Source organism: Streptomyces longhuiensis (assembly GCF_020616555.1).
Taxonomy (GTDB): Bacteria; Actinomycetota; Actinomycetes; order Streptomycetales; family Streptomycetaceae; genus Streptomyces; species Streptomyces longhuiensis.
The window spans coordinates 2,127,921-2,145,948 of record NZ_CP085173.1; the positions used below are offsets into that span (position 1 = coordinate 2,127,921).

The 18,028-nt window shown below is 71.7% G+C and carries 14 protein-coding genes; 7 read left to right on the forward strand and 7 right to left on the reverse strand.

Annotated features, from left to right (window positions below; genetic code table 11):
- The first annotated feature begins 24 nt into the window (after positions 1–24).
- From LGI35_RS10075 to glpK, 5 genes are all read left to right on the forward strand, one after another.
- Positions 25–471 carry a Zn-ribbon domain-containing OB-fold protein gene (locus LGI35_RS10075; protein ID WP_227293555.1) on the forward strand — a complete coding sequence of 149 codons (447 nt, stop codon included), beginning with the start codon at positions 25–27 and terminating at the stop codon, positions 469–471.
- Positions 468–1,658 carry a lipid-transfer protein gene (locus LGI35_RS10080; protein WP_227293556.1) on the forward strand — a complete coding sequence of 397 codons (1,191 nt, stop codon included), beginning with the start codon at positions 468–470 and terminating at the stop codon, positions 1,656–1,658. The genes LGI35_RS10075 and LGI35_RS10080 overlap by 4 nt, the downstream gene beginning before the upstream one ends.
- Before the next feature lie 107 nt (positions 1,659–1,765).
- Positions 1,766–3,454: a GGDEF domain-containing protein gene (locus LGI35_RS10085; protein ID WP_227293557.1), complete on the forward strand. Its 1,689-nt coding sequence runs from the start codon at positions 1,766–1,768 to the stop codon at positions 3,452–3,454.
- Between the two features lie 363 nt (positions 3,455–3,817).
- The gene (locus LGI35_RS10090) at positions 3,818–4,570 is read left to right on the forward strand and encodes an MIP/aquaporin family protein (protein ID WP_227293558.1); all 753 of its coding nucleotides are present in this window, start codon (positions 3,818–3,820) and stop codon (positions 4,568–4,570) included.
- 75 nt (positions 4,571–4,645) lie between these two features.
- Entirely contained in the window at positions 4,646–6,163 is a 1,518-nt protein-coding gene (glpK, locus tag LGI35_RS10095; protein WP_227293559.1) for a glycerol kinase GlpK, read from the forward strand.
- Between the two features lie 128 nt (positions 6,164–6,291).
- Here glpK and LGI35_RS10100 read toward each other — a convergent pair whose 3' ends face one another.
- The 5 genes from LGI35_RS10100 to LGI35_RS10120 form a co-directional block, all read right to left on the reverse strand.
- A complete protein-coding gene (locus LGI35_RS10100; protein WP_227293560.1) occupies positions 6,292–6,897 on the reverse strand; it encodes a GTP-binding protein in 606 nt (201 codons plus the stop codon).
- Entirely contained in the window at positions 6,878–10,525 is a 3,648-nt protein-coding gene (locus LGI35_RS10105) for a hydantoinase B/oxoprolinase family protein (RefSeq protein ID WP_227293561.1), read from the reverse strand. The genes LGI35_RS10100 and LGI35_RS10105 overlap by 20 nt, the downstream gene beginning before the upstream one ends.
- A gap of 72 nt (positions 10,526–10,597) precedes the next feature.
- Complete coding sequence (locus LGI35_RS10110) at positions 10,598–11,002, reverse strand: DUF742 domain-containing protein (protein WP_227293562.1); 405 nt, start codon at positions 11,000–11,002, stop codon at positions 10,598–10,600.
- 9 nt (positions 11,003–11,011) lie between these two features.
- Positions 11,012–11,452: a roadblock/LC7 domain-containing protein gene (locus tag LGI35_RS10115; protein ID WP_100597501.1), complete on the reverse strand. Its 441-nt coding sequence runs from the start codon at positions 11,450–11,452 to the stop codon at positions 11,012–11,014.
- On the reverse strand, positions 11,449–14,307 hold the full coding sequence (locus tag LGI35_RS10120; protein ID WP_227293563.1) for a sensor histidine kinase: 2,859 nt from the start codon (positions 14,305–14,307) through the stop codon (positions 11,449–11,451). The genes LGI35_RS10115 and LGI35_RS10120 overlap by 4 nt, the downstream gene beginning before the upstream one ends.
- Before the next feature lie 386 nt (positions 14,308–14,693).
- Here LGI35_RS10120 and LGI35_RS10125 point away from each other — a divergent pair, with 386 nt between their 5' ends.
- A complete protein-coding gene (locus tag LGI35_RS10125) occupies positions 14,694–15,158 on the forward strand; it encodes a hypothetical protein (RefSeq protein WP_279348626.1) in 465 nt (154 codons plus the stop codon).
- Between the two features lie 146 nt (positions 15,159–15,304).
- Here the strand turns inward: LGI35_RS10125 and LGI35_RS10130 are convergent, their stop codons facing one another.
- Together LGI35_RS10130 and LGI35_RS10135 are read right to left on the reverse strand one after the other, a co-directional pair.
- Positions 15,305–16,492: an NAD(P)/FAD-dependent oxidoreductase gene (locus LGI35_RS10130; protein WP_227293564.1), complete on the reverse strand. Its 1,188-nt coding sequence runs from the start codon at positions 16,490–16,492 to the stop codon at positions 15,305–15,307.
- A 32-nt stretch (positions 16,493–16,524) separates the two neighbouring features.
- Positions 16,525–16,845 carry a bifunctional 3-phenylpropionate/cinnamic acid dioxygenase ferredoxin subunit gene (locus LGI35_RS10135; RefSeq protein ID WP_227293565.1) on the reverse strand — a complete coding sequence of 107 codons (321 nt, stop codon included), beginning with the start codon at positions 16,843–16,845 and terminating at the stop codon, positions 16,525–16,527.
- A gap of 175 nt (positions 16,846–17,020) precedes the next feature.
- Between LGI35_RS10135 and LGI35_RS10140 the strand changes: the two genes are divergently transcribed.
- Positions 17,021–17,839, forward strand: coding sequence for an IclR family transcriptional regulator (locus LGI35_RS10140; protein WP_227293566.1), 819 nt, complete (start codon positions 17,021–17,023; stop codon positions 17,837–17,839).
- The last annotated feature ends 189 nt before the right edge of the window (positions 17,840–18,028 follow it).

An 18,028-nucleotide genomic window follows, 5' to 3' on the forward strand; every position in this document is an offset into this window, starting at 1 on the left:
GTCGGATCCAGCGCGGGAGGGGCCTTGTCGCGTACGCGCACACCTGTCGTGGCCGATTGGTTCACCGGGGAGGGAGAGGACTTCCGGCTGCTCGGCACGCGATGCTCGGCCTGCGCCTCGGTCTTCTTCCCCCGCGAGGACACCTTCTGCCGCAACCCCGGCTGCGCCGGAGGGGAGCTGCTCTCCGCGCCGCTCTCCCGGCGCGGCCGGGTCTGGTCGTACACGGACAGCCGGTACCGGCCTCCGGCACCGTACGTGTCCGATCCGGAACTTCCGTGGCAGCCCTACACGTTGATCGCGGTGGAGCTGGAGGCGGAGCGCCTGGTGGTGCTCGGGCAGGCGGTTCCTGGGGTCTCCGTGGCCGACCTGGAGGTGGGCATGGAGGTGGAGGTCGTGCCCGGCGTGCTCGACGAGGACGCGGACACGACCTGGACGACGTGGCACTGGCGGCCGACGGGGGTGGCGGCATGACGGACGACGTGGCGGTGCTCGGCGCGGGCATGCACCCCTGGGGCAAGTGGGGGCGCGGCTTCGTCGAGTACGGGACGGTGGCGGCGCGGGCGGCGCTCGCCGACGCGGGGGTCGACTGGCGCGACGTGGACTCCGTCGTGGGCGCGGACACGGTGCGGGGCGGATACCCGGGCTACGTGGCGGGCGCGACGTTCGCGAAGGCGCTCGGCTGGCAGGGCGCGCGGGTCGCGAGCGTGTACGCGGCCTGCGCCTCGGGCGCCCAGGCGGTCAACGCTGCGCGTACGCAGATTCTCGCGGGGCTCGCCGACGTCGTGCTCGTGGTGGGCGCCGACGCCGCGCCCAAGGGGTTCTTCCGGCCCGCGGGCGGGGACCGGCACGACGATCCGGACTGGCTGCGGTTCCGGGTGCTCGGCGCGACCAACCCTGCGTACTTCGGTCTGTACGCGCGCCGGCGCATGGCGGTGCACGGGGACACGCTGGAGGACTTCGCGCAGGTCAAGGTGAAGAACGCGGCGGCGGGCGCGCTCAATCCGAACGCGCGGTACCGCAAGACCGTGACCGCCGAGGAGGTGGCCGCGTCGGCGGTCGTCGCCGATCCCCTGCGGCTCCTGGACATCTGTGCCACGTCCGACGGGGCGGCCGCGCTCGTGCTGTGCGGCATGGACTTCGCGCGCAAGCACGGGGTGCGCAACCCGGTGCGGATCCGCGCGGTGTCGACGGTCACGCCGACGTATCCGAACACGGTGCTCGACCTCCCGGACATCGCCACCGACTCGGCCGCGGTCGTCGAGCCGGAGGGCGTCACCTTCCGCGCCTCGATCGCGCGGGCGGCGTACGAGGAGGCCGGGATCGCCCCGGAGGACCTCTCCCTCGCCGAGGTGTACGACCTGTCGACCGCTCTGGAGCTCCAGTGGTACGAGGATCTCGGGCTGTGCGGCGAGGGCGAGGCGGCGAAACTGCTGAGGGAGGGCGCCACGGCTCCCGGCGGGCGCATACCCGTGAACGCCAGTGGCGGACTCGCCTCCTTCGGAGAGGCGGTCCCCGCGCAGGCCATCGCCCAGGTCTGCGAGCTGACGTGGCAGTTGCGCGGCACGGCGGGCGCCCGGCAGGTGGCGGACGCGCGCGTGGGGATCACGGCGAATCAGGGACTGTTCGGGCACGGCTCGTCCGTGATCGCGGTCCGCTGACCGGCGCCCGCCCGAGAGATCCGTACGCTGCGTGTTCGGCCGAAAAGGGTGCGTGAACAGCTCGTGAACTGCGCCTGGGCACGCGCCGAGGGCGCCATCATGCTTCCGTGCCTTCCTGGACGGACGCTCTCCGTTTCGCCTTTCAGCCGGTCGTCAATCTGACGACCGGAGCCGTGGCGGCCCTGGAGATACTCGCCCGTCCGGAGGTCGGCGACGTGCTGGCGCAGGCCCGGCGCGACCCCGAACTCGACGGCCGTCTGGCCGCGTTGGCGGTGCGCTCGGCGGCGCAGCGCGAGACGCTGCTGCCGCTGCACGTCAATGTGTTCGCCGGGACGGTGGCGGATCTGGGTGGCCTCGCCGCGCTGCGGGACGCCGTCCGGGACGTGGGGCGCCTGCCCTGGGAAGTGACGGTCGACATCGGTCCCCCGTTCACCCACGTGCCGCACCGGGCGCTCCTGGAGGGGGTCACGGCGCTGCGCGACGAGGGCTTCCGGGTCTGCGCGGACGGAGTCGGTGACGGCGACCTGCCGCTGCGGCTCCTGGTCGACCTGGCGCCGGACCTCGTGAAGCTCGATCCCTCGTTGCTGTCAAGTCCCGCATCGGTGAGTGCGATGCGGACGCTGTGCGAGGGGCTGGGCGCACTCCTGGCGGTCGAGGGCGTGGAGACGGAGTTGCAGTGCGGCGCCGCGCGGGAGGCCGGGGCGCAGCTGGCACAGGGCGTGCTGTTCGCGCCGCCGTCGCGGCTGCCGGCGGCCGATGTGTACGTGCCGGCGCTCACTCCGCCGGTGGCGGCGCCGCCGCCTTCGGGGCCGCCGGTGCGCCAGTTCGTGCGGCCCGCCGCGCTGCTGCCCGCCTCGGCCTCGGCGGGGCGGGTCCGCGCGCTGCTCACCGGGTCGCCCGACGTGTCCGGCGTGCTCCTGGTGGACTCGGTTGGCGCACCGGTGCGTTCGGTGCAGCGGGACCGCTTCCTGCTGTCGCTCTCGGGTCGTTACGGGCATGCGCTCTACGCCGACCGCCCGGCCGCCCGCCATGGTGACCGGCCGCGCACGGTGGGCGTGGACGCCACCGCCTGGGAGGTCCTCGACGTCCTCGCGGACGGCGAGCGCAGCCGCACGGCCGACGATGTCGCGGTCGTCGACAAGCGGGGGCGGTGCGTGGGCATCGTGCGACTCGCCGATCTCGTACGCGCTCTGGCCGAGAGCCGCGTCGAGGAGGCGGCCGCGCTCAATCCGCTGACGCGGCTGCCCGGTTCGGACGCCATCACGGGCGAGGTGGACCGGCGGATCGCGCAGGGGCGCGGGTTCGCCCTGAGCTGGCTGGACATCGACGGGTTCAAACAGGTCAACGACGGGGCGGGCTTCGCCGCGGGTGACGATCTGATCCGTGAGGTGGGCAGGTCCCTGGAACGGGCCGCGTCGGGCACGACCAGGGTGGGGCACATCGGGGGCGACGACTTCCTGGTCCTCGCCGATCCGGACGGGCTCGATCCGCTGGCGTCCGCGGTGCTCGACGTGCCGTGGGCGGCGGGCGGGCGACCCGTCACACTGTCGCTCGCCACGGTCCTGTGCGCGGCGGGCAGCGTCGCCGACCACCGGCAGGCGGCGGCGTCACTGGCGCCGCTCAAGCAGGCCGCCAAGGCGCTGCCGGGGGCGAGTTGGGTCATCGGCCGCTCGGACACCCCGGGGCACGAGGTGCGGCGGGGTGTGTGTGCGGGGGCGGCCCCGGCGTCCGGGGCCGCGTGGTCGGGGACCGGGCCGCGCGCGGAAGCGGAATCGGACCGCGCAGCCGCTGGATGACGCGGGCGCGGGCCGTGCGGGCGGGCGCCGCCAACCGTTCCGGTCCACGACCTTGACGCTCCATCACGGCCGGTGAACACTTCCGGGTGTCAGTCGGCATCGCCGCACGTCGTCCCACCGCCGCTCAGGGCCCCAGCCTGTCCGTCGGGCTCCTCCTGCCGCGTTCGGGCAGGTCAGGGCCTTTCCCCACCGGCGAAACGAGTGATCCGACTGAGCGGGAACGCCTGTCGCGGGCGCATTGCGGGGCACGGAAGACCCTGCCGTCGGCCGTTGCAGCCAGAGCCGTCCGGAACCAGCCATGGAAAACGCACCCTGCACTGAGGACCGGGGCGTACCGCTCCGGGCGAGGGCCTAGGAGCCGCCATGAGCAATGGAGACATCTTCGTCGGTGAGGTCATCGGGACCGCGATCCTGATTCTGTTCGGCGCCGGCGTGTGCGCCGCGGTCACGCTCAAGCATTCCAAGGCGAGAGCCTCGGGATGGGTCGTCATCGCGTTCGGGTGGGGCTTCGGCGTGCTGGCCGGGGCGTACACCGCCGCGCCGCTGTCCGGGGGCCAGCTCAACCCGGCGGTGACGATCGGCATCGCCGTGGACACCGGCAAGTGGGACAAGGTCTGGGTCTATCTGCTCGGCCAGATGGTCGGCGCGATGCTGGGCGCCGTGCTGGCCTATCTCGTCTATCTGGCCCAGTTCAACGCCAACGTCACGTCGGGGTCCGGCGAGGGCGAAGCGGAGGACGACGGACCCACTCCGACGCTCGGGATCTTCTCCACGATCCCCGAGATCAACAACCCCGTGGCCAACCTGATCACCGAGATCATCGCGACGATCTCCCTCGTGCTGCCCATCCTCGCGTTCGGGCTCACCAAGGGGCTCGGGGAGTCCGGCACGACGGTGCTCATCGTGTCCCTCCTGGTCGTCGGGATCGGTCTCTCCCTCGGCGGGCCCACCGGGTACGCCATCAACCCTGCGCGCGACCTCGGTCCGCGCATCGTGCACTCGTTCCTGCCGATCCCCAACAAGGGCACGTCCGGCTGGGGTTACGCCATCATTCCGGTGGCCGGGCCGCTGATCGGCGGCGCGCTGGCGGGGCTCATCTACAACGCGGCGTTCTGACCGCGGCCGCGCCGCGCCACGTCGCCATCGCGTCCCCGCGCGCGGGGACCTCAGACGAAGACGAAGGGGAGTCACATGCCCGACAACGATGTGAAGTACGTCGCCGCCATCGACCAGGGCACCACCTCGAGCCGCTGCATCATCTTCAACCACGGCGGGGAGATCGTCGCCGTCGACCAGCGCGAGCACCGGCAGATCTTCCCGAGGCCCGGCTGGGTGGAGCACGACGCCACCGAGATCTGGTCCAAGGTGCAGGCCGTGGTCGCCGGCGCGCTCGCCAAGGCCGGGCTGCGCGCCGACGACCTGAGCGCGCTCGGCATCACCAACCAGCGCGAGACGACGGTCCTTTGGGACCGGGCCACGGGCCGGCCCGTGCACAACGCGATCGTGTGGCAGGACACCCGTACGTCCGCCCTGTGCAACGAACTGGGCGGCACGGACGGGCAGGACCGCTTCCGCGAACAGACCGGTCTGCCGCTCGCGAGCTACTTCTCCGGACCCAAGGCGGCCTGGCTGCTCGACAACGTACCGGGGCTGCGCGCCCGCGCCGAGCGGGGCGAGATCGCGTTCGGCACCATCGACTCCTGGCTCATCTGGAACCTGACCGGCGGCACGGACGGCGGCGTGCACGTCACCGACGTCACCAACGCCGGTCGCACCATGCTGATGAACCTGGAGACGCTCCAGTGGGACCAGGGGATCCTGTCGGCGATGAACGTGCCGGAGGCGGTGCTTCCGGAGATCAGGTCGTCGGCCGAGGTCTACGGGACGGCCGTCGGCCAGCTCTCCGGGGTGCCGGTCGCGTCCGCGCTCGGCGACCAGCAGGCCGCGATCTTCGGACAGGCCTGCTACGACACGGGGACGGCCAAGAACACGTACGGCACGGGCAGTTTCCTGCTGCTCAACACCGGGAACCGGCCCGTCCCCTCGAAGCACGGACTGCTCACCACGATGGGGTACAAGATCGGCTCCGAGGCGCCGGTGTACTGCCTCGAAGGATCGATCGCGATCACCGGCGCCCTGGTGCAGTGGTTCCGCGACCAGCTCGGGATCATCCGCTCGGCCGACGAGATCGAGACGCTCGCGGCGAGTGTGAGTGACAACGGCGGCGCCTACATCGTGCCGGCGTTCTCGGGTCTGTTCGCGCCGTACTGGCGCTCGGACGCGCGCGGTGTCGTCACGGGGCTGACGCGGTACGTCACCAAGGCCCATCTGGCGCGGGCCGTCCTGGAGGCGACGAGCTGGCAGACACGCGAGGTCGTCGACGCGATGTACCAGGACTCCGGCGTGCAGATCACGACGCTCAAGGTCGACGGCGGCATGACCAAGAACAACCTCCTGATGCAGCATCAGGCGGATGTCCTCGGGGTGCCGGTGATCCGGCCGCGGGTGTCGGAGACGACGTGCCTGGGCGCCGCGTACGCGGCCGGGCTCGCGACGGGCGTGTGGAACGACCTGGACGAGCTCAAGGCGCACTGGCAGCGCGACGCGGAGTGGACGCCGGCCATGGACGGCGCGACGCGTGAGCGCGAGTACCGCAACTGGCGCAAGGCCGTGGAGAAGAGCTTCGGCTGGCACGACGACGAGGCGTGACGGTCGGCGCGCGCCTCTTGTGACGGGCGCGTGGTCCTGGTGAGGGCCACGCGCGCGTGGACGACGGTCCGCACCCCGGTCGGCGAGGGTGCGGGCCGTTCCCCACTCCTGCGGAAGGGCGCCGGCGGTCAGGTGGTGGCCGGCTGACGCCGGCGCGCGCCCACGGCCACCGCGTGCTCGACGACTCCGATGAGGACCTCCTTGACGGTCTCCTTCTCGCGCGCGTCGCACAGCAGGACGGGCACGTCGGAGTCGAGGTCGAGGGCCTGCCGTACGTCTTCGGCCGGGTAACGGGCCGATCCCTCGAAGCAGTTGACGCCCACGACGAACGGTATGGAGCGCCGCTCGAAGTAGTCGACGGCGGCGAAGCAGTCCTCCAGGCGGCGGGTGTCGGCGAGGACGACGGCACCCAGGGCGCCGGTCGCCAGCTCGTCCCACAGGAACCAGAAACGGTCCTGCCCGGGGGTGCCGAAGAGGTAGAGCACCAGGTCCTCGCGGAGCGTGATCCGGCCGAAGTCCATGGCGACCGTGGTGGTGTGCTTGCCCTCGACGCCCCGGGTGTCGTCGAGCGGGCGACCCGCCTCGCTGAGCAGCTCCTCGGTGCGCAGGGGCTTGATCTCACTGACCGCGCCGACGAGCGTCGTCTTGCCCACGCCGAATCCGCCGGCCACGAGGATCTTGAGCGTGACGGGCTCCACGGGGGGCTTGCCGCGCTCAGAACGCCCGAAGATCATGGGTCTCTTCTCCTGCCTCACTGCTGTCGCTGTGGTCGTTCCCGGCGGGCAGCGGCGGACCGTATCCGCCGCCTCCGGGGGTTTCGATGACGAGTACGTCGCCGGGGAGCACGTCCGCCGAGTCGCTGCCGGCGAGCCGGTCGACCGTGCCGTCGGGGTGCTCCACGGAGTTGGCGCCCAGCGCCCCCGGCCCGCCGCCCGCCATGCCGTACGGCGGGACCCTGCGGTGCTGCGAGAGCGTGGACACGGTCATGGGTTCGAGGAAGCGGAGGCGGCGTACGGCGCCGTCGCCGCCGCGCCACCGTCCGGGGCCACCGCTGCCCCGCCGCACGGCGAACTCCTCGAGCAGGACGGGCAGTCGCCACTCGAGGACCTCGGGGTCGGTGAGCCGCGAGTTGGTCATGTGGGTCTGTACGACGGGCGCTCCGTGGAAGCCGTCGCCGGCTCCGGAGCCCGAGGCCACGGTCTCGTAGTACTGGTGGCTCTCGTTGCCGAAGGTCACGTTGTTCATCGTCCCGGAGCCCTCGGCCTGGACGCCCAGGGCCGCGTAGAGGGCGCCGGTGATGGCCTGGGAGGTCTCCACGTTGCCGGCGACGACGGCGGCGGGCGGCTCGGGGGCGAGGAACGAGCCGGGCGGGACGACGATGCGCAAGGGGCGCAGGCAGCCGTCGTTGAGGGGGATGTCGTCGTCCACGAGGGTGCGGAAGACGTACAGGACGGCCGCGTTGACGACGGCGAAGGGCGCGTTGAAATTGGTGGCGAGCTGCGGGGACGTGCCGGTGAAGTCGACGGTCGCGCCGCGCTGTTCGCGGTCCACGGTGACCCGGACGCGGATCACGGCGCCCGAGTCCGTCTCGTAGGCGAACTCACCGTCCTGTAGCGCGTCGACGACGCGGCGCACCGCTTCCTCCGCGTTGTCCTGGACGTGCTTCATGTACGCCTGGACGACGTCGAGCCCGAAGTGGTCGATCATGCGGGCGACTTCGTCGACGCCCTTCTGGTTGGCGGCGATCTGGGCCCGCAGGTCGGCGAGGTTGGTCCGCGGGTTGCGCGACGGATACGGGCCGCCGGTGAGCAGGCCCACGGTCTCCGTCTCGCGGAAGCGGCCCCCTTCGACGAGCAGCCAGTTGTCGAAGAGGATGCCTTCCTCTTCGATGGTGCGGCTGCCCGCGGGCATGGAGCCGGGGGCGATGCCGCCGATCTCCGCGTGGTGGCCGCGCGAGGCGACGTAGAACAGGATCCGCTCACCCTCCGTGTCGAAGACCGGGGTGATGACGGTGACGTCGGGGAGGTGGGTACCCCCGTGGTACGGGTCGTTGACGGCGTACGTGTCCCCCGGCCGCATGCGTGCGCCGCGGCGGCGGATGACCTCCTTGACGCTGGTGCCCATGGATCCCAGGTGGACGGGGATGTGGGGGGCGTTCGCGACGAGGCTGCCCTCAGGGTCGAAGAGCGCGCAGGAGAAGTCGAGGCGCTCCTTGATGTTGACCGACTGGGAGGTGGACTCCAGGCGGGCGCCCATCTGTTCGGCGATCGACATGAAGAGGTTGTTGAAGACTTCGAGGAGGACGGGGTCGGCCTCCGTGCCGATGTCGGAACTCTCCGTGACCGCCGCGCGTTCCATGATCAGGTGGCCGTCGTCCGTCACGGCCGCTCGCCAGCCGTCGTCCACGACCGTCGTGGAGCCGGACTCGGCGATGATCGCGGGTCCGGTGACGCTGTCGCCGGGCGGCAGTCGGTCGCGTCGGTGCAGGGGCACGTCGCGCCAGGCGCCGCCGGTGTGGAGCCTGACGGTTTCCGGGGCGGCGGGCGGGGCCGAGCGGGGTGCGAGGGCGGACAGATCGGGGGGTGCGGTGAGGCCGGTCGCTTCGACGGAGAGTGCTTCGACGACGAGAGGGCGGTCGAGGGTGAAGGAGTAGGTGGCGCGATGGCGTTCTTCGAAGGCGGCGCGCATCGTGTCGGGGTCCGTGAGTTCCACGGTGAGCGTGGTGTCGGTGCCGTCGTAGCGCAGTTGGGCGCGGCGGGTGACGCGGACGCGGTCCTGGGGCACGTCCTCGGAGAGGAGTTCGGCGCGGGCCGCGCCCTCCAGGTCGTCGGCGGTCTTGTGGACGTGCGGCATGGCGGAGGGTTCGAGCGGTGCCTCGACGGACTGCTCGCGCATGGCGGTCGTGTCGGCGAGGCCGATGCCGAGGGCGGACAGGACTCCCGCCATGGGCGGTACGAGGACGGTGCGGATGCCGAGCGAATCGGCGACCCGGCAGGCGTGCTGGCCACCGGCTCCGCCGAACGTGGTGAGGGCGTAGCGAGTGACGTCGTGACCCTTTTGGACGGAGATCCGCTTCACGGCGTTCGCGATGTTGGCGACGGCGATCTGCAGATAGCCCTCGGCGACCTGTTCGGGGGTGCGGTCGTCGCCGGTGCGGTCGCGGATCTCGCGGGCGAGCGCGGCGAAGCGGTCCCGTACGAGGGTGTGGTCCAGGGGCTGGTCCCCGTCGGGGCCGAACACTGCGGGGAAATGGGCGGGTTGGATCCGTCCGAGGGCCAGGTTCGCGTCGGTGACGGTGAGCGGGCCGCCGCCGCGGTAGCAGGCGGGTCCCGGGTCGGCGCCCGCGGAGTCGGGGCCCACGCGGTAGCGGCTGCCGTCGAAGTGGAGGACGGACCCGCCGCCGGCCGCGACGGTGTGGATGTCGAGCATGGGGGCGCGCAGGCGCACGCCCGCGATCTGCGTGGTGAAGACGCGTTCGTACTCCCCCGCGTAGTGCGACACGTCCGTGGACGTGCCGCCCATGTCGAAGCCGATGACACGGTCGAAGCCGGCGAGGCGGGACACCCGAGCCATGCCGACGATTCCGCCGGCGGGTCCGGACAGGATGGCGTCCTTGCCGCGGAACTGGCCGGCCTCGGTGAGCCCGCCGTTGGACTGCATGAACATCAGGCGCACGCCCGTGAGTTGGTCCGCCACCTGCTGGACGTAGCGGCGAAGGACCGGCGACAAGTAGGCGTCGACGACCGTCGTGTCCCCGCGCGGGACGACCTTCATCAGGGGGCTGACCTCACTGGAGAGCGAGATCTGCGGGAAGCCGATCCGGGCCGCGAGGGCGCCGATGCGCCGTTCGTGGTCGGGGTACAGATGGCTGTGCATGCAGACGACGGCGAGGGCCCTGATCCCGTCGTCGTACGCCTGGCGCAGCGACACTTCGAGTGCGTCCGTGTCGAGGGGGGTGAGGACGGCGCCGTGGGCGTCGACGCGCTCGTCGGCTTCGATGACCCGTTCGTGGAGCAGCTCGGGCAGTTCGATGCGGCGCGCGAAGATGCGGGGCCTGTTCTGGTACGCGATGCGCAGGGCGTCGCGGAAGCCCCGGGTGACCACGAGGGCGGTGCGTTCGCCCTTGCGTTCCAGGAGGGCGTTGGTGGCGACGGTGGTTCCCATGCGGACGGAGTCGACGCGAGCGGGCCCCGAATCGCCCTCGCCGTCGAGGAGTTCACGGATCGCGGCGACGGCGGGGTCGCGGTAGCGGGCGGGGTTGTCGGACAGGAGCTTGTGGGTGAGCAGGCGTCCGTCGGGGTGCCGCGCGACGACATCGGTGAACGTGCCGCCTCGGTCGATCCAGAACTGCCAGCCTGTCACGCGCGTCTCCGTTGTTCGCCCCGCTGCTCGCCTGGTCCCCACCCCCGTGTGTGGCCTCGGTGTACGCGTGGGTCAGAGCGCCCTGAGACCGTTGATCACGTCGCGCAGAATACTCTCGTCCGGGAGCTCGGCAGGGGGTACGGGCCGCGTCACATGGACCAGTTCCTCGTCGACGAGATCGCCGATGAGGACGCGTACGACACCGATCGGAAGGTCGAGTTCCGCGGCGATTTCGGCCACCGACTGTGGGCTGTCGCGGCACAGTCCGACGATGTCCACGTGCTCCGGGGACAGCGTCTGGTCGGCGGCAGGGTCGCCGCTGCGGTGTTCCGCGACGACGACCGCGATCAGGTCGAGACGATGCTGGGCCGCGCTGGTGGTGCGGCCGCGTGTCATGGCGTACGGGCGAACCACCGGCCCGGCGTCGTCGTCGAACCAGTGGTGCGTCTCCTGCGTCCCCTCCCCGTCAGGACTCATGCCGGCCCACTACCCGCCGGCGGACAGATCGGTGCGCGGAGCGGTCCCCAGATGCACGCCGACCCGCTTGACCAGCAAGGTCATCTCGTACGCGACGAGACCGACGTCGGAGTCCGCGTCCGACAGGACGGCGAGGCAGCTGCCGTCGCCGGCGGCCGTGACGAAGAGGAAGGCGTCGTCCAGCTCCACGACGGTCTGGCGGACGCTGCCCGCCTCGAAGTGCCGGCCGACCCCCTTGGCCAGGCTGTGGAAGCCGGAGGCGACGGCGGCGAGGTGCTCGCTGTCCTCCCGGGTGAGGTCCTTGGAGACCCCGGTCGGGAGGCCGTCCCCGGACAGCACGAGCGCCTTGCGGATACTGGCTACGCGCTCCACCAGGTCGTCCAGGAGCCAGTTCAGCTCCCCGGAACCGCCGTTCGCGGTGGTGTGTGCGGCGGCCTTCGGTGCGGTCATCGACCGTCCCCCTCAGATGTCGTTCCCTGTGCTGTGCCGTCGGAGGCGTCGCCTGCGGCGTTCTCCTCGCGGCCGCGGCGCCAGCCCCGCTGGAGCGAGGCCATCCTGTTGCGGACCTCGTCGGCGTCGCGCTCGGCGGGGCTGTCCGAGTGGTTGGGCCCCTTCCGGCCTGCGGCGCGGTCGGCGCGCAGGTCGGGTCCTTCCTTGAGCTGTGGGGCGAGATTGGCCTGCCGCACACGGCGGGGCAGACCGCTCGGCGCGGGGGCGTCGGCGGCCGGTTCCGGCGCGAGGTCGCGCACCGGCTCCGGGCGACGTGCCGGAGCCTCGTCCTCCGTGGCCTGGGCACGGGCGCGCCTGCGCGGCAGGTCCGGAGCGGACGCCGACGTGAGACGCAGCTCGCGGGGTCCCTCCGGGGCTTCCGGACGGTACGTGTCCCCGGGGGTGTCGGGGCTCAGGGCCGTGGGATCGGCCGGGACGCCGCCCGCGATCTCGGACTGCGCGTCCGTTCGGCGGTTGTCCGGTTCCGGCTCTCCGGGCCTCGTGTGGGTGACGGGCCTGCCGTGCGAGCTGACGAGCTTGGGCGCCCTGCGGCGCGGCAGCGGCACGGGCGCTTCATCGGCGTCGGGGCCTGCGGGTCCACCGGCGCGATGGATCGACTCGGGCCGGTTCTCGAACTCGTCGCGCGCGTGCTGGTGCTGCTCTCCGGGGAGCCCAGCGGGGCGGCGGCGCGGCCGGAAGAGCCCGCCTCGTTCGCTGTCCTCGTCGTCGAGAGCACCGGGGAAGGGCGCGAGGTCCGATGCCGCCAGAGGCGCCTCCAACTCCACGGGCCCGTCCAGGAGGGAGGCGGGAAGGCCCGGAAGCGGGCTGCCCGCCGTGGAGAGCTTCGGAGAGCGCGCGCCGGGGCCCTCGCCGCGCCCGGGGCTGTTCGGACGGTCGAGACGGAAGCCGGCGCCCTCGGTGTCGGGGGCGTCGGTGAGCAGGGTGTCCGGGATGAAGACGACCGCGGTCGTGCCGCCGTACGGGGACGGCTGGAGCGCGACACGGACGTTCTGGCGCTGGGCGAGCCGGCTGACCACGAAGAGGCCGAGCCGGTCGGTGTCGGAGAGTTCGAACTCGGGCGTCTCGGCCAGGCGCAGATTGGCGTCGAGGAGCGCGTCGGCCGCCATGCCGAGGCCCCGGTCGTGGATCTCCAGAGTGAAACCGTTCGCGACACGCTCGCCGATGACGTGCACCGCGGTGTGCGGCGGCGAGAACACCGTGGCGTTCTCCAGGAGTTCGGCCACGAGGTGGGTGAGGTCGGCGACGGCGGGGCCGGTGACCGCGAGGCGCGGCAGCCGCCGGACCTCGATGCGCTCGTAGTCCTCCACCTCGGCGACGGAGGCCCGGACGATGTCCATGAGCTGGACGGGCCTGCGCCACTGTCGGGAGGGGGCGGCTCCGGAGAGGATCACCAGGCCCTCCGCGTGCCGGCGCATGCGCGTGGTGAGGTGGTCGAGGCGGAACAGGTCGGCGAGTTCGTCGGTGTCCTCGGTCCTGCGTTCCATCGTGTCGAGCAGGGTGAGCTGCTTGTGGAGGAGTACCTGGCTGCGCCGGGCGAGGTTGACGAAGACCTCGGAGACGCCGTGGCGCAGTTCCGCCTGTTTCACGGCCGCCTCGACGGCGGAGCGCTGAAGGGTGTTGAGCGCCTGTCCGACCTGCCCGATCTCGTTCTTGTCGTACTCCAGGCGGGGGGCCTCGGTCTCCACGTCGACGCGTTCGCCGGCCGCGAGGCGGCGCATCACGCTGGGCAGCCGGACACCGGAGGCCTCGTGGGCCTCCAGGCGCAACCGCCGCAGGTCGCGGACGAGGCCGCGGCCGATGCGTACGGACAGGATCAGTGAGAGCAGCACCGCGAGCAGGCCGAGCACACCGGCGGCTCCGGCCTGCAGGAAGACATTGATCGCGACGGGGCGCGCCCGGTCCTGGTAGCGCTCCGTGGCGGCGGTGTCGCGCTTGACCAACTCGTCCAGCACCTGGCCCGAAGCGTCGTTCCAGGCGCGTGCGGTGACGCCCCTGGGGGTGCCCGCCGTGGAGTCGGCGAGTGAGTTCTCCGCCGTCCGCAGGGCCGCCGTGTCGGCGCTCTTCCAGTAGCGCTCGAACTCGGCGCGGTCGTCGTCGGGGAGCAGCGCGAGGCTGGTGTCGTACAGGATGCCGCGCTGGGCGACGAGGTCGGAGACCTGACGCAGTTCCTTGTGCGTGATCCTGCGGGCGACGAGCGCCGAGCCGACCAACGCGTCCTCGCGGGAGAGCAGTTCACGCGCGCGCAGCACGCCGATGACGGCACGGCCCTGGCGATCCATCGCCGAGTTGTCGAAGGAGCTGAGCGTGAGCAGGAAGTCGTACGTCGGGTCGATGAGACGGTTGTAGAAGTCGAGGGCCTGCTCGCGGGTGACGGTTCCTTCGTCGACGTTGCGGCGCAGGGACTCGATGCCGTCGAATCCCTCGACGACGGTGGAGATGCGACGCCGGGAGTCGTCGCTCATGTCGTCGCGGATCCCGGAGTTCTCGGCCTTCGTCCTGATCCGGGCCATCGCCTCGTCGGAGGCGCTGCGGCGGCTGCGCAGCTTGGAGAGGGCGTCGGAGGCCCGGGGGTCGGCCAGATAGACAAGGGTCTGGCGGCGCTCTTCCTGAAGGGTCCGGCCGGCGTCGGCGATCGGGTAGCCGATCTCGTCCGCGACCCTCCCCGACGACAGCAGCTGCGTCGCGGCGCGGCCCGTGATCACCGTGGAGAAAGCCCAGATGGCGGTCAGGGATACCAGCGGCACCAGGAGCAACGCCACGATCTTCCGGCGGATGGACTTCCCGCGAAAGCGCATGGCCTCCCCCAGATCGACCCCTGCGGCCAGGGGTACACATGTGCGGCAACAAACGGCGCGAGCCTACTACTGACGCAGGAGCAACTCGAAGGGCTGTCCGGATACTGTCCGGTGGCGCGTGGAGTGGGACATCAGCATGTGTCCGGGCATTGCGGGAGATTGCATCCCGCAAAGTGGCGCTCGAAATCCGGCACCATCCGGCCGGACACGGGCGGCAGTTGGCCGGAATCGATCGATCTTCGGCGGGACGGATGTGACCGCAGCAATCCGGGGAATCTTTCGACGCCGCCGTACGTCCTTCCTTACGGGTCATACGTGATGAGGCCCGCACGACGTGAGCGCGCAGCGTAAAGCGGCGCAATCCGGGCAGCCATCGAAGAGCCCCGGTGCGGGAGCACCCAGGGCGGCGGGCTGTGACGGCGGTGGGGAGTGACGAACTGATGGGCACGGCAGAGCGGCGCGGGGAGTTGTGGGTCGAGGAGCCGGCGGGGCGGCGCCGGATGCCTGATCCGGTACGGACGGCGGCGGTACGGGCGGTGCTCATCGTCGCGCTGACCCTGATGCAGGCGGTGATCGCGTTCCTGTGCACCGTCGCCGACTCATGGCTGGCGTTCCCGATGGTGTTGAGCAGCGTGGGGAGCACGGTCGTGGCGACCTGGGGTGTGCTCGACGTCTGGGTGACCCGACAGGTGTGGAACCAGCGCAACGGCGTGGTGTCCGCGCCCAACAGCACGGCACGGCAGCTGCGCAGGGAGCGTCGCCAGGCCCGCCGGCGGGCACGCGCACAGGGCCGTCCGGCCCCGGAACGCATTCGGAGGCGTGGCGGGGCCGGACAGTTGACGCATCCGTAGGTGCGTGTGGATGGCGCGTCGGTCGTTGGTGCGCCCGCGTGCATCCGCGTGCGCCTGCGTAGGTACATGGGAGGGGGGTCCGTGGCGGTCACGTAGCGCTGGGACAGGTGCCGGCTACGTGCGCGCACCCGGGGCGAGGGCCACCGTCACAGCGCCACCGGCTCCGCGACGCTCCGCACGACCGGTCGCGCCTCGCCGCGCGCCAACTCCCGGCGTACGCGGGTGAACGGTCGCGGCCGGTCCACCGCGAGCGCGGCCGTGGTGACGCCCGCGCGCTCGTAGAGTGCGAGGAAACTGCCGTCCTCCACGGCGCCTTCTACGACGCGGACCTGGTCCCCGTCCTTCCTGCGCCCGGCGAACTGGATACGCGAGCCGTACTGGTCCGACCAGAAGTACGGCATGGGCCGCACGGTCTCGACGGCGTGCCCCGCCAGCAGATTGCGTACGGCGACCCGCGGCTGGGCCGTGGCGCTCGTCCAGTGCTCGGCCCGCGCCCCGCCCACGCGGGCCACGTCGCCCACGGCCACGACCTGGGGCAGCGCCGTGACGCAGCCGTCGTCGCAGAGCACGCCGTCGTGCAGCGCGAGCGTCGAACCGGCGAGCCAGCCCGTGTTGGGGACGGCCCCGATGCCGACGACGACCACGTCGGCGGGCAGCACGCGCCCGTCGGCCAGCTCCACACCGTGGACCGCGCTGTCGCCGCGCAGTGCTGCGACCCCGACGCCCGTGACCAGTTCCACCCCGCCGCGTGCGTGGAGCCCCGCGCACACCGCGGCCATCTCCGGCCCGAGTTGGGGCAGGAGCGGCAGCGGGGCCGCCTCCACGACGGTGACGGAGTGGCCGAGCGCTGCGCACGATGACGCCGTCTCGGCACCGATGAACCCGCCGCCGATCACGACCACGCGCCGTGGTCCGCGCAGCAGTTCGGCACGCAGGGAGCGCGCGTCGTCGAGGGTCCTGAGCGTGTGCACGCCGGTGAGGGCGGGGCCGGGCAGCCGTCGGGCGCTCGCCCCGGTGGCGATGACGACCCCGTCCGTGGACACCGTTCGGCCGCCCTCCAGGAGGACGGTGCGGCCGCGCGCGTCGAGCCCGCGGGCCCGCACGCCGAACATCCACTCGGCGCCCAGTTCCAGCGTCTCGTCGACATCGGACAGGGCGAGCTGGTCCTCGCCGGCCTTCCCGAGGAGGAAGTCCTTGGACAGCGGCGGGCGGTCGTACGGGCGGTGCGACTCCTCGCCCACGATGACGAGCCGCCCGTCGAAGCCCTGGGCCCGCAGCTCACGGGCGGCGTACAGTCCGGCGAGCGAGGCGCCCACCACGGTCACGGTCCTCATGCCGGATCCCGTCCTCATTCCGTTGACATTGCTCATGCGGCGGTACCTTCCTCGGCGGCAGGATGGACGTGGACCACGCCGTCCTCGACGGTCACGCGGTGGGTGCGGACAGGGCGACGGGCGGGCAGGCAGGTCGGCCGCCCGGTGCGGAGATCGAATGAAGCCTCGTGGAGCGGGCATTCGACCAGACAGCCCTCCAGCCAGCCCTCCGACAGAGAGGCGTCCTGGTGGGTGCAGGTGTCGTCGATGGCGTACAGCTCACCGTCAGCATGGAAGACGGCGATGGGCGGTGCTGTGTCGATGCGGACGGATCCGCCCTCGGGGAGGTCTTCAAGGCGGCAGACGGGTATCACGGGCCCCCCTCTTGGTCCAGGGCTGTCTGACTCAGGACTGTTCGGTAACATGGCGTTCCGCATGGCGCACGAGGGAGCGCTATGCGCAACAGAATCCGGTCGAGGTGCCCGCCGCGTCAAGGGCTTCTCGAAGATGCGACCCGCCAAGGGGTCGCAAGGTGGTGAGAGTTGAGTGATGACCCGCAAGGAATCGCAGGCCGACCCAGGCACGACGACACCGGAGAAGACCCCGAAGGGCGCGGCCGCCTCCGTCCAGTCCGTGGACCGCGCGGTGAGCGTCCTCGAGATCCTCGCCCGGCACGGCGAGGCGGGCGTCACCGAGATCGCCGACGAGCTGGACGTACACAAGTCCACCGCCTTCCGGCTGCTCGGAGTGCTGGAGAACCGGGGCCTGGTCGGGCAGGCCAAGGACCGCGGCAAGTACTACCTGGGGGCGGGGGTACTGCACCTCGCGGGGGCGGCGGCAGTGCGCCTGGACATCTCCCAGGAGGGCGTGCCCGTCTGCCGTGAACTGGCCGACGAACTGGGCGAGACGGTCAACATCGCGATCCTCGACGACGATGTCGCCGTCAACATCATGCAGGCGCGCGGCTCCGCCTCCGTCACGGCGCAGAACTGGCTGGGCAGACGCACCCCCTTGCACGCCACATCGAGCGGCAAGGTGCTGCTCGCCCATCTTCCGTCCGCGCTGCGCGAGGGCCTGCTCGCCCGCCCGCTGGCGCGCTTCACCCCGCACACGGCGACCGGGTCGGCGTCGCTGCGGGCCGAGCTGGAGGCCGTGCTCGACCAGGGGTACGCCGTCGCCGTGGAGGAGCTGGAGGTCGGGCTCGCCGCGGTCGCGGCACCCGTGTTCGCCCACGACGGAAAGGTCATCGGCGCGATCAGCGCGTCGGGTCCCGTGTACCGGCTGACCGAGGAACACCTCCCCGAGCTGGCCAAACGCACCGTCGCGGCTTCGACCGAACTGTCGCGCCGGATGGGATTCGGTTTCTAGCAGGACGTTCCGCAGCACGGTTACTGAACGCGGGGTCAGGGAAACCTGGCCCCGCGTTCTGCGTGTGTCGACGAGGTTTCGGTGCGGCCGATCGTTTTGCCAAGCATTAACTCCCACCCCTTGACGGGGCCTTGATGGCGTTTCCAAGATGTTCCTCATCGCGCAACTGAGCGTGCACTGCGCAACAGC

Bases quoted from the DNA above. Each gene is read 5' to 3' on its own strand.
- glpK (WP_227293559.1), top strand. From the start codon at position 4,646: ATGCCCGACAACGATGTGAAGTACGTCGCCGCCATCGACCAGGGCACC.
- LGI35_RS10140 (WP_227293566.1), top strand. From the start codon at position 17,021: ATGACCCGCAAGGAATCGCAGGCCGACCCAGGCACGACGACACCGGAG.
- LGI35_RS10120 (WP_227293563.1), bottom strand. From the start codon at position 14,307: ATGCGCTTTCGCGGGAAGTCCATCCGCCGGAAGATCGTGGCGTTGCTC.
- LGI35_RS10130 (WP_227293564.1), bottom strand. From the start codon at position 16,492: ATGAGGACCGTGACCGTGGTGGGCGCCTCGCTCGCCGGACTGTACGCC.
- LGI35_RS10115 (WP_100597501.1), bottom strand. From the start codon at position 11,452: ATGACCGCACCGAAGGCCGCCGCACACACCACCGCGAACGGCGGTTCC.
- LGI35_RS10100 (WP_227293560.1), bottom strand. From the start codon at position 6,897: ATGATCTTCGGGCGTTCTGAGCGCGGCAAGCCCCCCGTGGAGCCCGTC.
- LGI35_RS10090 (WP_227293558.1), top strand. From the start codon at position 3,818: ATGAGCAATGGAGACATCTTCGTCGGTGAGGTCATCGGGACCGCGATC.
- LGI35_RS10080 (WP_227293556.1), top strand. From the start codon at position 468: ATGACGGACGACGTGGCGGTGCTCGGCGCGGGCATGCACCCCTGGGGC.
- LGI35_RS10110 (WP_227293562.1), bottom strand. From the start codon at position 11,002: ATGAGTCCTGACGGGGAGGGGACGCAGGAGACGCACCACTGGTTCGAC.